This is a genomic window from Desemzia sp. C1 (genome assembly GCF_020882875.1).
GTDB classification, from domain to species: Bacteria; Bacillota; Bacilli; order Lactobacillales; family Carnobacteriaceae; genus Desemzia; species Desemzia incerta.
The window spans coordinates 1,802,335-1,823,867 of the sequence record NZ_JAJIZP010000003.1; the positions used below are offsets into that span (position 1 = coordinate 1,802,335).

Below are 21,533 nucleotides of genomic sequence, written 5' to 3' on the forward strand. Positions count from 1 at the left end.
GGTACCGCGAATATGAGCCTCGTCCCTTTTATAGGGATGGGGCTTTTTGTGTGTTCAAAAAAGAGAAATAGATAGGAGCAGAAAAATGGAAATAAAGACGAAACTTGAATCGTTGCAAACAGAAGCGTTGAATGAAATTCAAGCAGCTGATGATTTAAAAACGTTAGACCATGTTCGTGTGTCATACCTTGGGAAAAAAGGTTCGATCACTGAAGTATTAAGAGGAATGAAGGATCTTGATCCTGCTGAACGTCCCGTAATCGGAGCTTTAGCAAATGTGGTTCGCGATGCTATCCAAGCTGCATTGGATGAACAAAAAGAGACTTTGGAAGCTGAAGCGATACACCAAGCATTACTAGAAGAAACGATTGACGTTACATTGCCTGGCAAAAAGGTCGCTAAAGGTCAAAGCCATGTGTTGACACAAATCATGGAAGAGATTGAAGATTTATTTATGACGATGGGTTACCAAGTCATCGAAGGACCCGAAGTGGAAGAAGACAACTACAATTTCGAACGCATGAACTTGCCGAAAGATCACCCCGCACGAGACATGCAAGATACGTTTTACATTACAGACGAAGTTTTACTGAGAACACATACTTCCCCTGTACAAGCTCGTACGATGGATAAGCATGATTTTTCAAAAGGGCCTTTGAAAATGGTGAGTCCTGGTAAAGTTTACCGAAGAGACAGCGATGACGCGACTCATTCTCATCAATTCAACCAAATTGAAGGACTTGTCATTGCTGAAGAAGTGAGCATGGCTGATTTAAAAGGAACGTTGAATGTTTTTGCGAAAAAATTGTTTGGTGCAGACCGAGAAATCCGCTTGCGTCCAAGCTACTTCCCATTTACAGAGCCTTCTGTTGAGATTGATGTGAGCTGTTTCAAATGCGGCGGACAAGGCTGTAACGTGTGTAAACACACTGGCTGGATCGAAATCTTAGGTGGCGGAATGGTTCATCCAAATGTACTGGAAATGTCCGGTATCGACTCTTCACGCTATAGCGGATTTGCTTTTGGTTTAGGACCAGAGCGAGTAGCGATGTTAAAATATGGAATTGATGATATTCGCCATTTCTATCAAAATGATTTGCGATTCTTAAATCAATTCAAGGTAAAGGAGTAGAAATATGAACGTATCCTATAAATGGTTATCAGAATATTTAAACTTAGATTCAATCACTCCGGAAGAATTGGCAGAAAAACTAAGCCGTACCGGTATTGAAGTAGAAGATGTCACGATTCCTCAAGAAGGATTGAAAAAAATCGTGGTAGGTCATGCTTTATCTGTAGTAGACCACCCAGATTCAGACCATTTGCATATTTGCCAAGTAGATATTGGAGAAGAAGAACCTTCTCAAATCGTCTGTGGAGCGCCTAATATTGCTGCTGGGCAAAAAATCATTGTCGCTTTACCGGGTTCACGTATAACAGGAAATAAAAAAATCAAAAAAAGCAAAATGCGTGGAGAAGTATCAAATGGAATGGTCTGCTCATTAGAAGAATTAGGGTACTCAGATAAAGTGATTCCTAAAAAATACGCTGACGGAATCTATGTTCTTCCAGAAGATGCAGTTCCAGGCGAAGAAGTATTCTCTTATTTAGCGATGGATGATGCGATTTTAGATTTATCGGTTACTGCAAATAGAGCGGATGCTTTAAGTATGCGTGGAGTAGCTCATGAAGTAGCTGCTGTATATGATCTTGAACCAAGCTTTAAAGAAGTGGTCCTTACAGAGGACTCAACGGATAAAGTTGAAGACTACATGTCTGTATCCGTTGAAGATACCACAGATGCGCCGATCTATACGATTCGTGTAATCAAAGATATCAAAGTAAAAGAAAGCCCAATGTGGCTGCAAACGAAATTAATGAATGCAGGCATTCGTCCTTTAAATAATATTGTAGATATCACAAACTATATTTTATTAGAATACGGTCAACCATTACATGCGTTTGACTATGACCAATTAAATTCAAAAGAAATTTTAGTTCGTCGTGCAAAAGAAAATGAAGAATTGGTTACTTTAGATGAAGAAGAGCGTACATTGACTTCAAACAATATTGTTATCACTGACGGTCAAAAGCCTGTAGCGTTAGCAGGAGTCATGGGCGGATTGGATTCACACATCACAGATGATACGGTAACAGTTGCTCTAGAAGCGGCTTTATTTGAACCGATCTCGGTTCGTAAAACAGCTAAAGAGTTAAACTTGCGCAGTGAGTCTAGTTCTCGTTTTGAAAAAGGGATCAATCTTGCAACATTGCAACAAGCTAGTGAGCATGCTGCAGCATTGATGGCAGAGCTCGGAGAAGGGACGGTTGTTTCCGGCGTTGCTTCTGTAGATACAGCAGAAGTAAAAGATAGTGTAGTCAAGACTACCCTTGGAAAAATAAATCGATCACTAGGAACAGCTATTTCTGCAGAAGAAATCGAAAAGATTTTCCATCAATTAGGTTTCGGCGTGACCATTTCAAATGAAGAGGTAACAGTAGTAGTACCTCCTAGACGTTGGGATATTCATATTGAGACAGATTTAATTGAGGAAGTTGCTCGTATTTACGGGTACGACCGATTGCCTTCGACGCTTCCTACAACAGAATCGCTTCCAGGCGGATTGACAACAAAACAACGTTTGGTACGTCACACAAGACGTTTCTTAGAAGATGCAGGCTTAGCTCAGGCAATCAGCTATGTGTTGACTACACCTGAAAAAGCCAGCCGCTTTATGATGAGAGTAAGTGACATGACTCAATTGGAAATGCCGATGAGTGAAGAACGAAGTACTTTGCGAATGAATCTGATCAGCGGTTTATTGGATGATGTACAATACAATTTGTCACACAATAATCAACATGCAGCTCTTTACGAAACTGGACGAGTGTTCTACAAAGACCCAAGCCAAACTTTGCCAATCGAAGAAGAACATTTGGCGGGTGTGATCACTGGTTCACTGGGTGAGAAAGACTGGCAAGGTGAAGGCGAAAAAGTTGATTTCTACGTTTTAAAAGGTATCTTAGGAGAATTAATGACCACTTATGGATTGGTTGGAGAAGTTGAGTACCAACAAGATACCAATCGATCAGATATGCACCCTGGACGTACAGCAACTATCTTGTTGAACGGGGAAGAAATTGGATTTATAGGACAAATTCATCCTGTAACCGCAAAAGAGTTGGACATTAATGAAACGTACGCTTTTGAACTGAATTTAGAGGCAATCGTCCAAGCAGAAAAAGAAGCTACGGTGTATCGTGGAATTCCTAAGTATCCTGGCATGACACGAGATGTCGCTTTATTGGTAGACGATACAGTGACAAACCAGCAAATCGTAGATGTTATTCTTGAAAAAGGCGGAAAATACTTGAAACATGTCAGATTATTCGACCTTTATCAAGGAGAGCATATTGCTCCTGGCAAAAAATCAATGGCATATACTTTAGCTTATTTAAACCCAGAAGCAACACTACAAGAGGAAGAAGTCACAAAAGCTTTTGAAGAAGTGAAAGAAGCAATTGTCACTCAACTGAATGCAGAAATTCGTTAAAAGAATCGTAAAAGGTCAAACAGGAATAATTTCCTGTTTGACCTTTTTTTAGTTGTATCCTGCTATTTTTTTAGCTTTATCTGTATTTGCAAAATGTAATTTAGCATATTTATTTAATAAGGAGACCCCACCGCGTTTTAATAATTTTGCAGCGACTAGATCTGCAGCAGACCCTGCGCCTGAAGGGATTTTCATCCCAGCTTCTTTTGTCAATTCTTCTAAGCCGGTTAAAAAAGCGTAACGTGCGATAATCGAGGCTGCGGCTACTGCTAGATGATGGCTTTCACCTTTGGTTTGGAAATAAACCTTGTCTTTTACTTGAATGGCTTGATCTTGGATATGTTTATAATAAGTAGACGGTAATTCAAATTGATCAATCAAAATTGCTTCAGGTACTGTTGGACTGATTTTCATCAGCACATGATGTAAAGCTTGGTTATGCAATACGGCTTTCATTTTACCTTGTGACATTTTAGGTTGGATCTGATTGTATTTTTCTGGCATAACATTCAATAAACTGTACGGTAAAAAGGTGATCAAATCTTTTGCTACTCGACAAATTTCTTTATCCGTCATTTCCTTAGAGTCGCGTACTCCCAACTCTTTCAACAGCTCAAATTGAGACCGATCTACATAAGCCGCTACAACAGTTAAAGGACCAAAATAACTGCCTGTTCCCACTTCATCACTTCCCAAAACAGACCATTGACTGAAGCCAGAAGGTAATGTAGTATCCACTTTTTTTGCTGAACTTTTTTTAGGTGCTGTTGTACCTTTAGAAGCCCATAAAGAAAATTCTTCTTGAGATTGATTTCCCTGAAACAACACTTTTCCTGATTTGTAAGCTGTAATGTTGACAGAGCCTTTCTTAGCAGCGAATACACTTCCAGGAGGATTGGTTGGTTTCAAATAGTTTTTATACTGTTCTTTCATTTCGTCCAGTGTCTGACTTGAAACCATCAGGACTTCATTAGACATTAAATCACTCGTTTCATCATTATTTTTATCAGTAGTTACACATGCAGTAGATTCTTTTATATAGTATAACAGTCTGATGGAGAAAGCAAAATGATCCTGGAATGGAGTTGGAACCTTATGCGTGATTTTTCCTAAATGACACAAAAATAAATTTTGAAACAGTATTTTAAAGGATGTCAACTAGTTGCTGTAAAAATAACAGCCAAAATATACTATTCAATATGTACTAAAAGAAAGGAAAGTTGGCTGAGAATGTGCTATTGTTGTTATAAGAAATGAAAAAGGAGTGATGAATTGTACGTTGTTAGGCTGAATTTAATTCATATCACTTGCCTTGTCACTAAGTCATGAGCGTATCCTTTTACGGTTTGTTTACATGGACGTACTTCTCCTTTTTTATTTTAGTTGTCCTATATGACATATTTTATGCATTCTAAATTATCGAATTTTTTCTTTTACTTTTGAGCCGGTCAGGGCCTTTCCATTATCAAAAGACTCTTTATTGATAAAACATGAAGAAATGATCTTGTAAATTAGAATCTACAATCAAAAAAGACAACTAAATCAAAAGAAAAACATTTGCCTGCTTTATTTTCTATATAAAACAGCGCCCAATCCCCGATATGCCGCACTCAAAAAAAGCTATGACGCCTGTCTAGCTTTTTTTTATGTAAGAAAGTAGCGCTTTAAAACTTTTTTCTAACAATTGTTATTATATTCAAAGAAATTCGATTGAATGATTAATTAAGTATGGTAAAATGATTAAAAGATTGCCATTGAAAAGAGCGAGAGTAGGGGTGAGGTAATGCGAGATTTATTAGATTCCAGCAGTTCAAGAAGACTAATATTTATCGAATGCATGTTGAAGGAAAATCAATGGTGGAAGACAGAAAAGATTGCTGCACAATTGAAATGTTCTGAAAGTACAGTGAAATCAGATATGAATTATTTTCGCCTTTATTTTTCATCTACCTTCAAATTTGAAACATCCAAACAAAAAGGGGTTCGCTTAAATATTTTACATGAATTTCAAATGGATAACTTTTATCAGCAGATTTTGCGTGAATGCTTAAATGTCCAATTTGTTAATTTATTATTTTACGATTCATTGCAGACACTAGAAGAATATGCGGAAGAACTTTATACAAGTGTATCTTCTGTAAAAAGGTGTATTGAATTAGTTAAACCAGTGCTTAAAAAATATGGTTTAACGATTCAACAAAAGCCGATACGGATTCAAGGACAAGAAAAACAAATTATTTTCTTTTACGGAGTCTTGTTCTGGGAAGAGTATGGTACGTCCTGTTTGAAACGTCATTCTCGATGCAGCAAAGAAGCTTACACACTAGTTAAAGCCTTTAAAACCGAAAACAAATTAGCGTTGTCTGCTACCTTAATGAACAAAATGACTTTATGGTTAGTACTTATTTTTGAACGCCTTTCTAAAGCGAATCATATAGAATCAAATTACACTCCACTATTGCCTGTTTCGAAAGAGACTGAACAGCTTGTCTCCAGAGAATTAGAAAAACTGCCTTTTAAGATTCACGAAGAAGATAGCCAATTCATCAGTTATTTCTTAGAGAGCAGGTATATTTTTTTTACGAGAGATACTATAGAGCAAAATCAAAGATTTTTACAAGTGTATGATGATATAGAAGTTTTTTTGACGATTTTAACTGAGCGAATGTCAATCTTTTTAGGCAATAAAGAAATGGTGCATAAAAGACTATTCAGTCACTATCTCTATAAAATAGAGTTTCAAGGATTAAGTTATTCACTAGTTGAACGAAACAAAATCACCGTTTATAATCAAGGCGGATTATACGACGATTTTCTGGAAACGGCAGTAGATGTATTAGAGAACTTTTATAGAGGAGAATGGCTGGAAAACGTGCTCGATGATCCAATGGATTTTTTATACATCCTTATCTCAACGTGGGAAAATTTGACCACTGAAATTTTGAAGCATCGAAACAAAATCAATGTGCTGATTGTCTCACAATTCGGATTGTACCATGAAAAGTTTTTAGAAGAACTGATGCAACTTTATTACCCTTATAAGTTAAAAAGCTTTTTGTTGGCGAATGAAGATTATCCAGATTCTATTCAACTCATTGTGACAGATCATGAAGTAACAGAGTATAAATTTCGTTTGGACAACAGCATACCAGTAGTAGGTATCAATTATTCTGCTAACGAGCATAGTTGGGACCAAATAAAAATGATGCTCGATCAAATTTACTCTCACCAAAAAGATTTTCGTCCTGAAAAAGAAATCCCTACAGAAAACAGAGAGATGAAAAATGAACCAGGAAGAAGCTGATGCTTCGTTTCCTGGTTTTTTTTTAAAACTCTACAAATTCCAGCAGATTCATGTTAAAATAAAATGAAATGTGTTTAACTAGGAGGGTGTTCAGTGTCTAAGGATAAAATACGGTATAAAGCAACGATAGCAGGAAAAGAGTATACCATTATCGGGGCACGCTCAGTGCAACATCTGCAAGTTGTTGAAAAAACGATTGATGAACAATTAAAACAAATTGAAAAATTGACAAAAGGGCTGGATCCGGAAAGAAGAGCGGTTTTAGCAGCCGTGAACGCCGTATCCGATCAGATTGAAATGCAAATCAAAATGCAGCAAATGGAAAAAGAGTTGGAGCAATTGAGAGAAGAAGTAAAAAACATGCAACATACAAACCTGAATGAAGAATAAAAGGTGGACTTAACATATGTGGATGACGTTCGGAATCATTGTGTTTTTATTGATTGGGATTTATAGTGGGGCTAAAAGAGGATTGGTTTTGCAATTGATTCTTTCCATTGGTTTTTTAGTCTCTTACTACTTTGCAAGCCGGTATTACTTAGAAGTGAGTGAGTATTTACAATTAGTGGTTCCTTATCCTTCGGCTTCTATGGATGATTCATTTGTATTTTACAGCGGGGCTTTGAGTTTCCAATTGGATGAAGCTTTCTACCATGGAATCTCCTTTTTATTGATCATCTTTGTGGGTTGGTTGGCTACACGTTTTATAGGCGGATTATCACGCGGTGTTAAATTTTTGCCCGTAGTCAAACAAGCTAATTCTATAGGGGGAGCTGTTATTGGCGGAATCATCTCTTATGTAGAGGTATTCTTGTTGTTGTTTGTTCTCACAATGCTTCCGATAGATTTTGTTCAAGAACAATTTGCCAGCAGTGGATTGGCAAAAATGATTGTCACCAACACTCCGATCTTGTCAGAGCAAATTTATTCCTGGTGGGTAAGCACCATCAATTAAAGAATCAAACTAGATAAACAAAAGAAATCGTTTCTTCTGACACAGCAGAAACGATTTCTTGTTGTATTGATGAATAGAATATATTTAATATAGGGACCGAGTATAGACGAGGTGAAGATATGAATCAAAAAATATTAAAAACGTTAGAATTTCAAAAAATCATTCAAGAACTGACATCATTTGCTTCTTCTACTTTAGGAAAAGAAATGATTTCAGACTTACATCCTTCTCAATCAAAAGAGGAAGTGATGCATTGGCAAGAAGAAACAGCTGATGGAGTCCAGATCGAACGATTGCGCGGAGGGATGCCCATTCCAAAATTGGAAAACGTAAGACCGCATTTGAAACGGTTGGACATAGGTGCATCGTTGAATGCTACTGAAATCGCACAGATTGGAAAAATATTAACGACCACTACAGAAACACGCCGCTTTTTTGAAGAATTGAAAGAAACCGGAATCGAATTTTACCGCTTATACACGATTACGGATCAATTCGTGACAACGCCGCAATTGAACCAACGTATTCGTGAAACGGTCAATGAGGATGGTCATATTTTAGACGATGCCAGTCCTGCATTAAGAGGTATTCGAGTGGGGATTAAAAAGGGTGAAAATGCGGTTCGAGAAAAACTGGAATCGGTTATTCGTGGGAAAAGTGCCAAGTATCTAAGCGATGCTTTGATCACGATCAGAAATGACCGCTATGTTGTACCCGTAAAGCAAGAATATCGCAATCACTTCGGCGGTGTCGTACATGATCAGAGTTCTACAGGTCAAACGTTATTTATTGAACCAAAAGCAGTAGTAGAGTTGAATAACCGGTTGCGCCAACTGCAAATCGAAGAACGCCACGAAGAAGACCGTATATTGGCTGAGCTTTCAGAAGAAATCGCTCCATACAGTAAAGAAATCCACAATAATATGCTGCTGTTAGCTCAATTAGACTTCATTGGAGCTAAAGCTGCTTATGCGAAAAGTATTCAAGCTGTACGCCCAGAAATAAATGACGATAATGAAGTGAAGTTGTACAGTGCTCGTCATCCTTTACTGGATCAACAAACAGTTGTGCCCAATGACATTTTTATTGGGGGAGAGTATCAAGCTGTTGTGATTACGGGGCCTAATACAGGTGGGAAAACGGTCATCTTGAAAACGCTAGGATTATTGCAGTTGATGGGTCAGTCAGGATTGCAGATTCCAGCTGCAGAAGAAAGCCAAATCGGGATTTTTAACGAAGTATTCGCGGATATTGGAGACGAACAGTCGATTGAACAAAGTTTAAGTACTTTTTCATCTCACATGACCAATATCGTTTCGATTCTACGAAAAATGGATGAAAAAAGCTTGATTATATTTGATGAACTAGGCGCAGGAACGGATCCTCAAGAAGGAGCAGCTCTGGCGATTGCTATCTTGGATCAAATTGGTTCTATTGGCAGCTCAGTTATGGTAACCTCACATTATCCTGAATTAAAAGTTTATGGCTATAATCATGCTAAAACGATCAATGCCAGTATGGAGTTTGATGTAGATACGTTAAGTCCAACTTATCGCTTGTTGTTCGGGGTACCGGGTAGAAGTAATGCTTTTGAGATTTCTAAACGCTTGGGACTCAGTCCAGATATTATCCAAAATGCTCGTCATTTGATTGATGGGGAAACACAAAACTTGAATGAGATGATCGCGGATCTAGAGAATACTCGGAAAATGACCGAAATGGAATACCAAGAAATTCGCGAGCATGTAAATGAAGCGGACCAATTATTGAAAGACTTGAAGACAGCTGTACAAGAGTTCTGGCAAGAACGAGATGACTTGATGAAAAAAGCAAAAGAGAAAGCCAATCAAACAGTCGAACAAGCACAAGACGATGCAGAAAAAGTGATTGCCGACTTGAGAAACAAACAGTTGGAAAGTGGTATTGACGGAGCAATAAAAGAGCATGAATTTATAGATGCCAGAACACGTTTAGCAAATCTGCGTCATGAAGAAGCTTTGTCAAAAAACAAAGTCTTGAAAAAAGAAAAAGCCAAACAAAGCTTGAAGCCTGGTGATGATGTGAAAGTTCAATCCTTTGGTCAAAAAGGAATCATTGTGGAAAAAGCAGGAGATAAACAATGGGTAGTTCAAATGGGAATGTTGAAAATGAAGTTGGATGAGAGCGACTTGATATTGACTGCACCAGAAAAAGAACCGGTACGCAGAACGGCCACATTGAAATCTGCTAGTCAAAGCCATGTTTCTCCGCAATTGGATCTTCGTGGAGAAAGATATGAAAATGCTTTAGCCAGAATGGATCAATATTTGGATGCTGCATTGCTGGCTAATTACCCTCAAGTAACAATCGTGCATGGTAAAGGAACAGGAGCTTTACGCAAAGGAGTAACTGAAGCCTTGAAGCGTCATCCTTCTGTTAAATCATTTGGATATGCGCCAGCAAACCAAGGTGGTAATGGAGCAACGATAGTCGAATTTAAAAATTAAGCGCAAAGAGTAGAAATCTTATACAGAGTTTGTTATAATAAAAACAATAAAGGCTTACTAATTATAAGTTAAGCAGCTAAAGTAAGCAATTCTATAGGAGGAATAACATTATGGTACAAGCAGTAACAGATGCTACATTTGAAACAGAAACAAAAGACGGCTTAACAGTAACGGATTTTTGGGCAACTTGGTGCGGACCATGTCGTATGCAATCACCAGTTTTGGATGAATTGGATGAAGAAATCGGCGATGAAGTAAAATTTGTTAAAATGGACGTAGATGCAAACCCTCAAGTACCAGCTTCATTTGGTATTATGAGTATCCCTACACTGTTAGTGAAAAAAGACGGCGAAGTAGTAGAAAAATTAATCGGCTACCACAGCAAAGAACAAATTGAAGATATATTAAGCAAACACAAATAAAAAATAACAAAAAGGAGCTAAGGTCTATTGATCTTAGCTCCTTTTTTATGGATTTTTTTGCTGTTAGAAGTGTTATACTGATGGAAAATCTGCTTGAAAAGAAAAGGAGTGCAACTAAATGCAACGTAAAAAACGCAAGAATATTTTGGTCATTTTAGGGGTGTTAATTCTAGTCATAGGTATAGCCATTATTGGATATCTATCTGATGCTTATGAACCTCACCAATCGGCAATCGAAGCTTTACAATCGACACATGATGTCATTGTCACTGAAGGTGAGGAATATATCCGCTTTGAACCGAAAGAAAATAAGCATCAGGCTGGACTGATTTTTTATCAAGGCGGTAAAGTAGAAGAAGAGGCTTATGCTCTTTTAATGAGAAGTCTGGCTGAAAAAGGCATCTCCGTATATCTAGTGAGAATGCCGTTCAATCTGGCAGTTTTTGACAGTGATGCAGCAGAAAAAGTTATCAGTAATCAGGAAGAAATCAATAATTGGTATCTTTCTGGACATTCATTAGGCGGAGTGATGGCTGCTTCGTTTGCAGAAAAAAATCCTGAGCAGTTAGAAGGGGTTATCTTCTTAGCTTCCTATCCTGCAGATGACTTCTCTGATGCTGGTTTAGACACACTTTCGATGTATGGGACGAACGATGAGGTATTAAATACAAAAGCGTACTTTGATGCATTCGAGTCTCTGCCAAAAGGAAAAGCAGAAGTTATTGAGGGTGGAAATCATGCCCAATTTGGTAACTATGGACCACAAGAAGGCGACGGAACAGCTACAATATCTGTTGAGGAACAACAAACCATTACTGTAGATGGAATGGTAGAATTTATAGAGAACACGATAAAGAATTAAGAAAGTTCTCTCATATAAAGTTAGAAAAAATTTGTTCATATGTTTGTGACAAAAAAAATACGGATATAAAAAAGTATGTACTTTCCATATGTTTTTTTCTATAATTGGTTCATAAAAATGAAAAAGAACTGAACAGTTTTCTGCTAAATTGTACATACTCGTATAAAATAAATTCAATCACAATTTGTTTTATGGCTTCTCAGTACAAAAATAAACGCTTCAATATATCCTAATCGAGTAAGAAGACAGCAGTTGGACGGGCATAATTCACATTTCTTATTTGATAGTATTATAGGAGGTAAAAATATGAGCAATCAATTAATGGATAAAACAGCAGAAAAGTACGAAATGATTTTTGAAGGAACAGAAGATAAGTGGATATTGACAGTTTGTCCGGAAGACTTAATCGAAAATGCTGATGGAGAATTGGATTGTCCATTAGAATATGTTTTGCGCAGAAATGATTATTCACTGAAAGACTTAAATGAATTATCTCCGATACGCGCAATTTTTGTGCAAAAGAAAAATGGAGATTCTATCGTATTGAATGAAATTTCTTTAAACGTTAATTTTTAAAAAAAGCCAACTTGGAGCTGGGAAATGACTCCCAGCTCCTTCTTTTTTTACGAATATTGGTTTCGTAAACGCGCTCAAAAAGGCAGCCCCGACATCCACTTCACGAATAATGCTCGAATGGTCTACGACCATCCTGTGCTTATTCGCTCCAGTGATTCGGGGCTAAACGCCTTTTTTCCCGCTCTCAAGTTTTTTTGTATACTATAGAAAAATGAAGGAGGAGAAAGATGGAATCTGTTTATATACCCATCAAAGGTGGATCGCTGCATTGTAGAATAGGCGGAACGGGGGAACCGCTATTGCTGCTGCATGGAAATGGAGAAGACTATACGATTTTCCAACATCAAATCGACTACTTTAAAGCTTTTTATACGGTTATCGCTTTAGACACGAGAGGGCATGGAAAATCGATTAAGAAGCAGGATACATTAATATTTGAAGCATTTGTCAACGATATTGAGACTGTACTAGATTATTTACATATCGAAAAAACAGCCATTATAGGATTTAGTGATGGAGGGAATACGGCATTATTGTTTGCCCAATATTTTCCTGAAAAAGTATCTAAACTCGTTATTGTAGGAGCTAACACTGAGCCTGAAGGAATGAAAAAGGTAGAGTTGTTAAAAGTAGAAGCGACACTCGCAGCCTTAAAAGGAATTGAAATTTTTAATCCAAAGTTTTGGTGGAAAAGAGCGGTTTATGAGTTGATGACTACCCAATTGAGAAGTGCGAGCTTCGAGCTAACGAAAATTCTTTCTCCTACTTTAGTTATGGCCGGGGAAAATGATGTGATCAAACTTTCCCATACTCAATGGATCGCTCAACAAATAAAGAACAGTCAATTAGTGATCATACCAAAAGCAGATCACTTTTTTCTGGTGAAAAATCCAAACGAATTTAATAAGATTATAGAATCTTTTTTAAAAAACCATTGAATACTCAGCAAAAGAATCTATAATAGATATGTGCGATTAAAATAATGGTTTGCGAATAGTATAAAAGAGTGACATGTTAGAGCTGATGAATGAGGCTCTATTTTTATTTTTTTAAGAGTGTAACCAGAACCGTTGATAAAGTTAACAGGAACTGGGTTAATTTTGGTAGAAATCTTGGAGGGTTTTGATGAAAAAACTAGGATTTGATCCGCAAAAATATATCGAAGAACAAACAAAATACATTTTAGAACGCGTGAATAATTACGATAAGCTTTACTTAGAGTTTGGCGGGAAGTTGATTGGGGACAAACATGCTAAGCGTGTTTTACCAGGATTTGATGAAGATGCCAAAATCAAATTATTGCAAAAATTAAAAGATAAATCTGAGATTATCATTTGCGTTTATGCAGGAGATATTGAACGCAATAAAATTCGTGGAGATTATGGAATTACCTATGATATGGATGTCTTTCGTCTAATCGATGAATTGAGAGAGTACGAATTGGAAGTCAATAGTGTCGTGATCACTCGTTATCATGGACAGCCTTCTACTAAATTATTCATTAATAAATTAGAAAAAAGAGATATCAAAGTTTACACTCACGGTTCAATCGAGGGGTATCCTTCTAATTTAGATGTGATCGTTAGTGAAGACGGTTTTGGAAAAAATGAGTTTATCCCTACTACAAAACCGATCGTAGTTGTAACAGCTCCAGGACCAGGCAGCGGAAAATTGGCAACCAGTTTAAATCAATTGTATCATGAGCGTCGTCACGGCAAAGTGGCTGGGTATTCAAAATTTGAAACTTTCCCAGTGTGGAATGTCCCGATAAAACATCCATTGAATATTGCTTATGAAGCAGCAACAGTAGATTTAAAAGACGTCAATATGATCGATAATTTCCATTATGAAAAATACAATGAGATTGCTGTGAATTATAACCGGGATATAGAAACTTTCCCAGTAATCAAACGAATCATTGAAAAAATTACGGGAAAAGAATCTGTCTTCCAATCCCCAACTGATATGGGTGTAAACCGCGTTGGTTTTGGAATCACTGATGATGAAGTGGTACAAGAAGCTTCAAAACAAGAAATCATCCGCAGAAGTTTTGCGATTGAAACTGATTTTAAAAAAGGTCTTGTAGATGAAGAAGTGTTGAACCGCATGAAACTGATCATGGAAGAAGTCGAATTAAGTCAAGTTGATCGGGTACCCGTTCAACCCGCTCGCGACTATGCTGAAAAAGTAAAAAACCTTTCTGAGACAAAAGATATCCAAGCTGTGATCGCTTTTGAGTTGGGGAATGATCAAATCATTACTGGAAGAACTACTCCGTTGATGGATTCTTGTTCTGCTGGAGTATTGAATTCTATTAAGGCCTTGGCAAACATTTCCGATGAGATTCATTTATTATCGCCAATGGTATTGGAAACGATCCAAAATATGAAAAAGAACGACTTGCACAGTAAACTTCCGGCCTTAAATGTGAATGAAATCCTGATTGCTTTAGCCATCAGTGCCGTTACTAATCCTACTGCGCAATTAGCGTATAACAAGCTTTCTGAATTGAATGGAGTACAAGCTCATTCTACTGTCATGCTGAATAGAGACGATGAACAAGTATTGCGCAAACTAGGTATTGATGTAACTTGTGATCCGATCTATCCTTCCGAGAATTTGTATTACTTATAAAAAGATTGATCCGTATGATATCTTTCTATAACAAAAAAAACGAACAGGAAATTCCTGTTCGTTTTTTTGTTTTGTTATCTTCTTTTTCCGAATATGCGTAATAAACTTAAGAATAGATTGATAAAGTCCAGATAAAGTTCTAAAGCACAACCGATAGCTATACTGCTGATAGCTGCCGTACCACCGAATTGTTGGTAAATCGTTTTACATTTTTGCGTATCATAAGCTGTTAAACCAACAAAAATGATCACTGTAATAATAGATAAAACAAAGTCTGCTGTACCGCTTTGCAAGAAGAACACGTTGACTAGAGAAGCTATGATCAATCCTAGTAACATGCTAAGTAAAATCCCGCCTAATGATGACAAGTCTTTTTTAGTGACAAAACCAATCAAGCTCATAACGGCAAACAAAGCAAATGCTGAAATAAATGCATTAAAGATGCTTGCTGTTGTGTAAGCCAGTAAGACTACAGATATCGTGATTCCATTTACAATAGAATAAGTAATAAATTTTAGGGCATAATTGACTGGCGACTTCATCTTTTCAGGATTAAAGCGGAAACTGAAAACCAGCACGAGTTCTAAAATAATAAATCCATAAATGGCCATCCCGTCTGTAGAAATAATGAGATTCCAAAAAGCATTTGCAATAGGTGTATATGTGTAAAGCAAAAGATAAACAACGCTGGCGCTTAACAACACTCCTATTGCCATCCAAGCATAAACATTGGCCATGAATTTGGAAAAGCCTCGTTTCGCATCAATAAAGTGCTCTTGATTATTCATTTTTTTCATCCTCCAAAGTAGTGATAAAGTGATAGTTAATTTTCTATAGTTTACCCGACTTTAAGGGGGAGGTCAAAATGATTTGCTGAATCTTTGTGAAAAAAATAAGTAGAAAATAAACAGGAATTGCACAGGAATGATTTCGACTTCTTCTGAAGGTATGCTACTATAAATAGGTACATAATATTATTTAAGGTGCAGGAGGGGTAACGTGTTAGAAGCGAAGAATCTAAAGAAAAGCTTTGGTGATTTGACTGCAGTAAATGATGTTAGTTTTACCATCAAACAAGGCGAAATATTAGGGATGATCGGACAAAACGGTGCTGGGAAAACCACGACATTCCGCTTGATTTTGGATTTTTTAACAGCTGATTCAGGAGAAGTTTTATGGAATGGCAAGCCGCTTACGAAAGAAGATTACAACGTCATTGGCTACTTGCCGGAAGAAAGAGGGTTGTATCCTAAAGTAACGATAGAAGATCAATTGATTTACTTTGCTCGTTTACGAGGGAAAACTAAGAAAGAAGTCAAACCTTTGATCGATATGTGGATGGAAAAGTTCCAGGTCAAAGGTAAAAAGACCGATAAAGTCAAAGCTTTGTCTAAAGGAAATCAGCAAAAAGTTCAGCTGATTGCTACATTATTACATGATCCAAAATTAGTGATTCTCGATGAGCCATTCAGTGGATTGGATCCTGTAAACGCTGGATTACTAGAAGCAGGGATTAAAGAATTGAAAGACAGAGGTGCGTGTGTGATTTTCTCCAGTCACAACATGAATAATGTGGAAGAAATTTGTGATCATTTATTGATGTTGCGAGACGGTTCTGCAGTTTTAAAAGGTACTGTAAAAGAAATTCGTGAACAATTCGGACGGACGAAACTATTTTTAGAAACAACTATGAGTCAAAAAGAATTGAGCGAGCTGCCTGGGGTAAAAAATATTCAACTGTCTAAAGATGGAGTGTATATGATTGATTTAGAAGACGCCTCTTATGGAGAGAGTATTTTCAATACGGTCACTCAAAATGGGTACATTCCTACATTTAGTCAACAACCGCCTACTTTAGAAGAAATATTTAAAAAGAAAGCGGGTGAACCGCATGAATAAATTTTGGGTCGTAGTCGGGCAAGTCTACAAAAAAAATGTCCAATCACTAGGATTTCTGTCCATGGTTTTTGCACCAATTATTATTTTGGCTGTTATCGGGGCTATTATTTATTTTGTATCTGATTCAGAAAGCGGCGTTCCTGAAATTGCTGTCTTAACGGATAACCAACAAGTGGTCTCTATTTTGCAATCTGAAACCGAAGAGTTTGAAGTGAATCCAGACATCACTACAGCTGCCGAAGCAGAGTCTGCTATGGAAGCCGAAGAACTAGATGGTTATTTGGTGGTTGAAGAAGAGAACGGACTATACACGGGGAATTATACCTATTCTCCAGACAGCAAGGAATTGGATACCTTGTATTTGACCAGTTTGTTGTCGACGATTCAACAAGGTCAGCAAGCAGCTGAGTTAGGCTTGGAACAAGAAGATATTGCCAGTCTTTTAACTCCCGCAACATTAGAAGAAACCAGAATTGAATTTGAAGGTGGTGGAATCACGACTACTGAAAGTGCTGAAGATGCGATTCGAATGGCTGGTGCTTATGTAGTTGGGATTGCGGTGTTTATGTTTATCATGACTTATTCAAGTATCATAGGAGAAGAGATTGCTTCTGAAAAAGGTACTCGGATTATGGAAGTTATTTTGTCCAGTGTTTCTTCAACAACACATTTCTTTGGGAAATTAGTGGCAATTGTGTTGATCTGTTTCACTCAAATCGCTATTTATGCAGTCTTAGGAGTAATAGCTTTACAAATTGGTTTTGTAAAAGACTTACTTGAAGGATTTGATATTTCTTCCATCCTGCAAGGATTTGTCGGAACATCTTTGATTTATTTTGTATTAGGAATCGTATTGTACGCTGTATTAGCTGCATTCTTAGGATCTCTGGTTTCAAAAGTAGAAGACGTTTCAAAAGCGGTCACGCCTATTGTGTTCTTATCTCTGGCCGGATTTTATGCTGGTTTGTTTGCCTTCTACAATCCAACTCATATGGTCATCAAGATCGGATCTTACATCCCCCTCTTTACGTCTTTTATCATGCCGTTTAGAGTAGCGAGCGATACGGTTACTGCAACGGGTATAACTGTATCAATTGCAGTGTTAATTGTATTTGTTTTACTGACCACTTGGCTGTCGCTCTTGCTATACCGTTCAAGTGTGCTTATTTACTCTGATGCAGGAATGTTTAAAACAATGCAAATATCTTTAAAAGCGATGAAGAAAAAGTAGCTCAAAGAGACAAAGAGTATTACCGATAATGCTAAAAAACAACAAAAAACCGTCAGGAAAGGAAATCATCCTTTTCTGACGGTTTTAGTTATTTTGATTCATCTCAACCAAATCTTTATTGTCCCACTTTAAAGTGATTAGAACAGTTTTGTTTTTAATGACTTCAGCATATGCTTCTGCATAAACGCCATTGATTTGCTGCATTTGTTCCGCTAAAAATCCAGCTTCCAAAGAAAAAACAGGCTCTTTTTGAGATAGACGCAAGTCAATCAATTTTCCAGAAAGACTGTATGTAGAAGAAGAGCGTTTTTCTTTCGTACGATCGAGAGTTCCAAAAGAAGCTTGTTCGAAAAACTGAACGACTTCTTCGTAACTTGTCAACGGATGATTGCGGGCCAACTCTTTCCCGGCCCAATATAAAATGGCTTCAGCGTCTTTGCCTAATAAGTTTGTTAATAATTCTGTTCGGATCAATTCGTGCCCAAATAAATTTACGGGGGTATCAATTAATGCTGAATTAAATTCTTCAGGTTTTAGTTTCTTTTTCAATGATTTCACCTCAATAGTTTCCTATATTATTATACATTGATTAATAGAAGAAACCTACTATTTTTTATACAATGACTAGTGGAAAAAGGTCTTTGACAAAATAAATTCACTGTTTTATGAGGAAGAAATAAATAAGTCTGCAAACAATGGTATCTAGACTTGAATTTTTAGGTCAAAACAGCGACAATAAATACTAGAGCAGTATAATTTTTATAATAAAGGTTGTTAAAAATATGAAAAAACAAGCAATAGGTTTTATAGATTCAGGAGTCGGCGGATTGACAGTCGTAAAAGAAGCTATGCGTCAATTGCCAAATGAATCCATTTATTATGTTGGCGATACAGCTCGTTGCCCTTATGGACCAAGACCCCAAGAGCAAGTACTGCAATTCACGTGGGAAATGACTCAATTTTTGTTAAGCAAAGACATTAAAATGTTGGTCATTGCTTGTAATACTGCTACAGCCGTAGCATTGGAAGATATTAAAAAGAAATTAGCTATCCCTGTAATAGGCGTTATTATGCCAGGAAGCAGAGCGGCAATTAAATCCACTTCTAATAATCGAGTAGGCATCATTGGAACAGAAGGTACTGTTAAAAGCAAAATGTATGAACAATTGATTCACGACAAAGATAATCAAGTGGAAGTCATTAGTCTAGCATGTCCTAAATTCGTACCTTTAGTAGAAAGCAATGAATATCGAAGTGCAATAGCAAAAAAAGTAGTCGCTGAGACAATGAAACCGTTAAAGAATAAACAATTGGATACTTTGATTTTAGGTTGTACTCACTATCCGTTATTGCGTCCGATCATTCAAAATGTGATTGGGGAAAACGTTACGTTGATCGATTCTGGAGCTGAAACGATTAGTGAAGTAAGCACTATTCTAGATTATTATGACCTAGCTGAAAAAAGTCAAAAGAAACCTTCGAGTGAGCGTAAGTTTTATACTACAGGTTCTAAACAAATGTTTCATGATATAGCTTCACAGTGGTTAGGATTGAAAGAACTAGAAGTAGAACAGATTCGCCTAGGAACTGCAGAATAATAAATGTCAGTACTAAAGTTGTGAAGAAGGAGTCCGGTTATGCGTAACGATAATAGAAAAATAACAGAATTAAGAAAAATCACTATTGAACCAAATTACTTGCTTCACCCTGAAGGATCTGTTTTAATTTCAATCGGCAACACAAAAGTGATTTGTACAGCGACAGTTGAAGACCAAGTACCTCGATTTTTGAGAGGGCAAAACAGCGGCTGGATTCATGCTGAATACAACATGCTGCCTCGAGCGACACAACAGCGAAAACAACGCGATGCTGTCCGCGGCCAAATAAACGGCAGAACGATGGAAATTCAACGGATGATCGCTCGTTCTCTTCGGTCAATCGTCGATTTAAAAAAGCTGGGAGAAAGAACGATAGTGGTAGATTGTGACGTAATTCAGGCTGATGGAGGAACAAGAACAGCCAGTATTACAGGCGGTTTTGTGGCGTTGAGTTTGGCTGTCCAAAAACTGGTCAATCAGCAATTGGTGAAAGAAACCCCGATTTTAGATAATATTGCTGCTATCAGTGTAGGAATGACGTCAGAAGAAGATATCTTATTGGATTTAGATTTCAGTGAAGATAGCACAGCAGCTGTAGATATGAATCTAGTCATGACTTCCAGCGGAAAATTCGTGGAGATTCAAGGTGCTGGAGAAAAAGCGCCTTTTTCTAAAGAGCAAATGAATGAGATGATGGAAGTAGGAGAAGCAGGTATTCTTCAATTATTTGATGTACAAAACAAGGCTATCAGGGAAGGGAACCGCATGAATCAAAATTTAACGCCTCTTGACTTGAGTAAGAGCAAAAAAGAAATCTTGATCGCTACTCGTAATAAAGGAAAAGCTGCTGAGTTTGAAAGTTTATTTGGTAAAAAAGGGTTTGCAGTTAAAACGTTGTTAGACTATCCGGATATTCCAGATGTAGAAGAAACAGGGACTACATTTGCTGAGAATGCTCTGTTGAAAGCTGAGACTATAGCAGATAAATTAAACATGCTCGTTTTGGCTGATGATTCTGGATTGAAGGTCGATTATTTAGATGGAAACCCTGGAGTCTACTCGGCAAGATATGCAGGAGAACGAAAAAGTGATGCAGCGAATAATGCAAAATTGCTTCATGAATTAACCAACGTACCTTCAGAAAAAAGAACGGCTCAATTCCATTGTACATTGGCTTTAGCTGCGCCTGGAAAAGATAGCTTGGTGGTTGAAGGAGAAGTGGACGGACGGATTTTGTCTATTCCGCGCGGAGAACATGGATTTGGTTACGACCCATTATTTTTTGTAGCAGAAAAAAATAAGACGATGGCTGAAATGACGGAAGAGGAAAAGAATGCGATCAGTCATCGGGCAAAAGCTCTGATCAATTTGGAGAAAGTTTGGGATGAATGGATTTCAATGTTAGACAAATAAGGAGAAGCCGATAATGAAAATACTTGTTGTTAGTGACAGTCATGGAGATAGAGATATTTTAGTGGAACTTCGAGACAAATACAAAGAGAGTATGGATCAATTATTCCATTGCGGGGATTCAGAACTGGAAGCATCCGATGATATTTGGAAAGCTTTCATCACAGTGAGAGGAAATATGGATTTCGACCAGCGCTACGAATTGGAACAAATCGTAGATGTAGGGAGCAATCGTATTTTTATGGCCCATGGGCATTATCTAGATGTAAAATCTTCGATGGCACCTCTTTTGGAAGCCGCAAAAAGGGATAAAGCAAATTTCGCCTTTTTTGGCCATTCGCATGAGTTGGGTGTAGAAAAAAGAGATGGGATTCTCTTATTGAATCCTGGCAGTATATTACAACCTAGAGGGAAATACCACGTTCAAACCTATGCTATTGTTGAAATGGATGAGAGAGGCATTACGGTTTCTTACTATGATCGCAGTCATCAACCCGTTGAAGGACTTGTTGTTCGGTTCAGCAAAATGTAGAAAAGACTAATACTTCGGTGAAATTCGATTTATTTTAAGATGTTTTTTTAAAGATAGGATTATTCGTCTG

19 protein-coding genes and 1 other annotated feature (1 of these 20 running past the window's edge) are annotated in these 21,533 nt (G+C 37.3%); of the genes, 16 read left to right on the forward strand and 3 right to left on the reverse strand.

Going from position 1 to position 21,533, the window contains the following annotated elements:
• Positions 1-30, forward strand: a binding site (T-box leader) (it extends 200 nt beyond the left edge of the window).
• Between the two features lie 55 nt (positions 31-85).
• On the forward strand, positions 86-1,132 hold the full coding sequence (gene pheS, locus LMF32_RS09220; RefSeq protein ID WP_188205413.1) for a phenylalanine--tRNA ligase subunit alpha: 1,047 nt from the start codon (positions 86-88) through the stop codon (positions 1,130-1,132).
• 4 nt (positions 1,133-1,136) lie between these two features.
• Positions 1,137-3,554, forward strand: coding sequence for a phenylalanine--tRNA ligase subunit beta (pheT, locus tag LMF32_RS09225; RefSeq protein ID WP_230524557.1), 2,418 nt, complete (start codon positions 1,137-1,139; stop codon positions 3,552-3,554).
• Positions 3,555-3,602: 48 nt separating this feature from the next.
• On the opposite strand, the gene rnhC is transcribed toward pheT, so the two are convergent.
• Positions 3,603-4,532 carry a ribonuclease HIII gene (gene rnhC / locus LMF32_RS09230; RefSeq protein ID WP_092479847.1) on the reverse strand — a complete coding sequence of 310 codons (930 nt, stop codon included), beginning with the start codon at positions 4,530-4,532 and terminating at the stop codon, positions 3,603-3,605.
• 805 nt (positions 4,533-5,337) lie between these two features.
• Between rnhC and LMF32_RS09235 the strand changes: the two genes are divergently transcribed.
• The 9 genes from LMF32_RS09235 to LMF32_RS09275 all read left to right on the forward strand — a co-directional run bounded on the left by LMF32_RS09235 (position 5,338) and on the right by LMF32_RS09275 (position 14,793).
• Positions 5,338-6,858: a helix-turn-helix domain-containing protein gene (locus tag LMF32_RS09235; protein WP_230524558.1), complete on the forward strand. Its 1,521-nt coding sequence runs from the start codon at positions 5,338-5,340 to the stop codon at positions 6,856-6,858.
• 93 nt (positions 6,859-6,951) lie between these two features.
• Positions 6,952-7,248 (forward strand): cell division protein ZapA, encoded by a 297-nt coding sequence (locus LMF32_RS09240; protein ID WP_188205410.1) that lies wholly within the window; start codon positions 6,952-6,954, stop codon positions 7,246-7,248.
• 16 nt (positions 7,249-7,264) lie between these two features.
• Entirely contained in the window at positions 7,265-7,813 is a 549-nt protein-coding gene (locus tag LMF32_RS09245) for a CvpA family protein (RefSeq protein ID WP_230524559.1), read from the forward strand.
• A 119-nt stretch (positions 7,814-7,932) separates the two neighbouring features.
• Positions 7,933-10,299, forward strand: a complete 2,367-nt coding sequence (locus LMF32_RS09250; RefSeq protein WP_230524560.1) for an endonuclease MutS2 — start codon at positions 7,933-7,935, stop codon at positions 10,297-10,299.
• Between the two features lie 110 nt (positions 10,300-10,409).
• On the forward strand, positions 10,410-10,721 hold the full coding sequence (gene trxA, locus LMF32_RS09255; protein ID WP_188205408.1) for a thioredoxin: 312 nt from the start codon (positions 10,410-10,412) through the stop codon (positions 10,719-10,721).
• A 118-nt stretch (positions 10,722-10,839) separates the two neighbouring features.
• Positions 10,840-11,583, forward strand: a complete 744-nt coding sequence (locus LMF32_RS09260) for an alpha/beta hydrolase (RefSeq protein WP_230524561.1) — start codon at positions 10,840-10,842, stop codon at positions 11,581-11,583.
• A gap of 306 nt (positions 11,584-11,889) precedes the next feature.
• Complete coding sequence (locus tag LMF32_RS09265) at positions 11,890-12,159, forward strand: hypothetical protein (protein ID WP_092479840.1); 270 nt, start codon at positions 11,890-11,892, stop codon at positions 12,157-12,159.
• A 227-nt stretch (positions 12,160-12,386) separates the two neighbouring features.
• Entirely contained in the window at positions 12,387-13,097 is a 711-nt protein-coding gene (locus LMF32_RS09270; RefSeq protein WP_230524562.1) for an alpha/beta hydrolase, read from the forward strand.
• 187 nt (positions 13,098-13,284) lie between these two features.
• The gene (locus LMF32_RS09275; RefSeq protein ID WP_092479838.1) at positions 13,285-14,793 is read left to right on the forward strand and encodes a DUF1846 domain-containing protein; all 1,509 of its coding nucleotides are present in this window, start codon (positions 13,285-13,287) and stop codon (positions 14,791-14,793) included.
• A 74-nt stretch (positions 14,794-14,867) separates the two neighbouring features.
• On the opposite strand, the gene LMF32_RS09280 is transcribed toward LMF32_RS09275, so the two are convergent.
• On the reverse strand, positions 14,868-15,581 hold the full coding sequence (locus tag LMF32_RS09280; protein WP_092479837.1) for a Bax inhibitor-1/YccA family protein: 714 nt from the start codon (positions 15,579-15,581) through the stop codon (positions 14,868-14,870).
• 211 nt (positions 15,582-15,792) lie between these two features.
• Here LMF32_RS09280 and LMF32_RS09285 point away from each other — a divergent pair, with 211 nt between their 5' ends.
• Together LMF32_RS09285 and LMF32_RS09290 are read left to right on the forward strand one after the other, a co-directional pair.
• Complete coding sequence (locus tag LMF32_RS09285) at positions 15,793-16,692, forward strand: ABC transporter ATP-binding protein (protein WP_230524563.1); 900 nt, start codon at positions 15,793-15,795, stop codon at positions 16,690-16,692.
• Positions 16,685-17,923, forward strand: a complete 1,239-nt coding sequence (locus tag LMF32_RS09290) for an ABC transporter permease (RefSeq protein ID WP_230524564.1) — start codon at positions 16,685-16,687, stop codon at positions 17,921-17,923. Before LMF32_RS09285 ends, LMF32_RS09290 begins: the two co-directional genes overlap by 8 nt.
• 84 nt (positions 17,924-18,007) lie before the next feature.
• On the opposite strand, the gene LMF32_RS09295 is transcribed toward LMF32_RS09290, so the two are convergent.
• Positions 18,008-18,472 carry a YslB family protein gene (locus tag LMF32_RS09295; protein WP_230524565.1) on the reverse strand — a complete coding sequence of 155 codons (465 nt, stop codon included), beginning with the start codon at positions 18,470-18,472 and terminating at the stop codon, positions 18,008-18,010.
• A gap of 233 nt (positions 18,473-18,705) precedes the next feature.
• Between LMF32_RS09295 and racE the strand changes: the two genes are divergently transcribed.
• The 3 genes from racE to LMF32_RS09310 are packed head-to-tail and all read left to right on the forward strand — an operon-like array spanning position 18,706 to position 21,463.
• Positions 18,706-19,521, forward strand: a complete 816-nt coding sequence (gene racE, locus LMF32_RS09300) for a glutamate racemase (RefSeq protein ID WP_230524566.1) — start codon at positions 18,706-18,708, stop codon at positions 19,519-19,521.
• Between the two features lie 39 nt (positions 19,522-19,560).
• Positions 19,561-20,934, forward strand: coding sequence for a ribonuclease PH (gene rph, locus LMF32_RS09305; RefSeq protein ID WP_230524567.1), 1,374 nt, complete (start codon positions 19,561-19,563; stop codon positions 20,932-20,934).
• A 13-nt stretch (positions 20,935-20,947) separates the two neighbouring features.
• Positions 20,948-21,463, forward strand: coding sequence for a metallophosphoesterase (locus tag LMF32_RS09310; RefSeq protein WP_230524568.1), 516 nt, complete (start codon positions 20,948-20,950; stop codon positions 21,461-21,463).
• Positions 21,464-21,533 lie beyond the last annotated feature (70 nt).

Coding starts and splice junctions, on each gene's coding strand:
- pheS (WP_188205413.1), top strand. CDS start 86: ATGGAAATAAAGACGAAACTTGAATCGTTGCAAACAGAAGCGTTGAAT.
- pheT (WP_230524557.1), top strand. CDS start 1,137: ATGAACGTATCCTATAAATGGTTATCAGAATATTTAAACTTAGATTCA.
- rnhC (WP_092479847.1), bottom strand. CDS start 4,532: ATGTCTAATGAAGTCCTGATGGTTTCAAGTCAGACACTGGACGAAATG.
- LMF32_RS09235 (WP_230524558.1), top strand. CDS start 5,338: ATGCGAGATTTATTAGATTCCAGCAGTTCAAGAAGACTAATATTTATC.
- LMF32_RS09245 (WP_230524559.1), top strand. CDS start 7,265: ATGTGGATGACGTTCGGAATCATTGTGTTTTTATTGATTGGGATTTAT.
- LMF32_RS09250 (WP_230524560.1), top strand. CDS start 7,933: ATGAATCAAAAAATATTAAAAACGTTAGAATTTCAAAAAATCATTCAA.
- trxA (WP_188205408.1), top strand. CDS start 10,410: ATGGTACAAGCAGTAACAGATGCTACATTTGAAACAGAAACAAAAGAC.
- LMF32_RS09260 (WP_230524561.1), top strand. CDS start 10,840: ATGCAACGTAAAAAACGCAAGAATATTTTGGTCATTTTAGGGGTGTTA.
- LMF32_RS09265 (WP_092479840.1), top strand. CDS start 11,890: ATGAGCAATCAATTAATGGATAAAACAGCAGAAAAGTACGAAATGATT.
- LMF32_RS09270 (WP_230524562.1), top strand. CDS start 12,387: ATGGAATCTGTTTATATACCCATCAAAGGTGGATCGCTGCATTGTAGA.
- LMF32_RS09275 (WP_092479838.1), top strand. CDS start 13,285: ATGAAAAAACTAGGATTTGATCCGCAAAAATATATCGAAGAACAAACA.
- LMF32_RS09280 (WP_092479837.1), bottom strand. CDS start 15,581: ATGAATAATCAAGAGCACTTTATTGATGCGAAACGAGGCTTTTCCAAA.
- LMF32_RS09290 (WP_230524564.1), top strand. CDS start 16,685: ATGAATAAATTTTGGGTCGTAGTCGGGCAAGTCTACAAAAAAAATGTC.
- racE (WP_230524566.1), top strand. CDS start 18,706: ATGAAAAAACAAGCAATAGGTTTTATAGATTCAGGAGTCGGCGGATTG.
- rph (WP_230524567.1), top strand. CDS start 19,561: ATGCGTAACGATAATAGAAAAATAACAGAATTAAGAAAAATCACTATT.
- LMF32_RS09310 (WP_230524568.1), top strand. CDS start 20,948: ATGAAAATACTTGTTGTTAGTGACAGTCATGGAGATAGAGATATTTTA.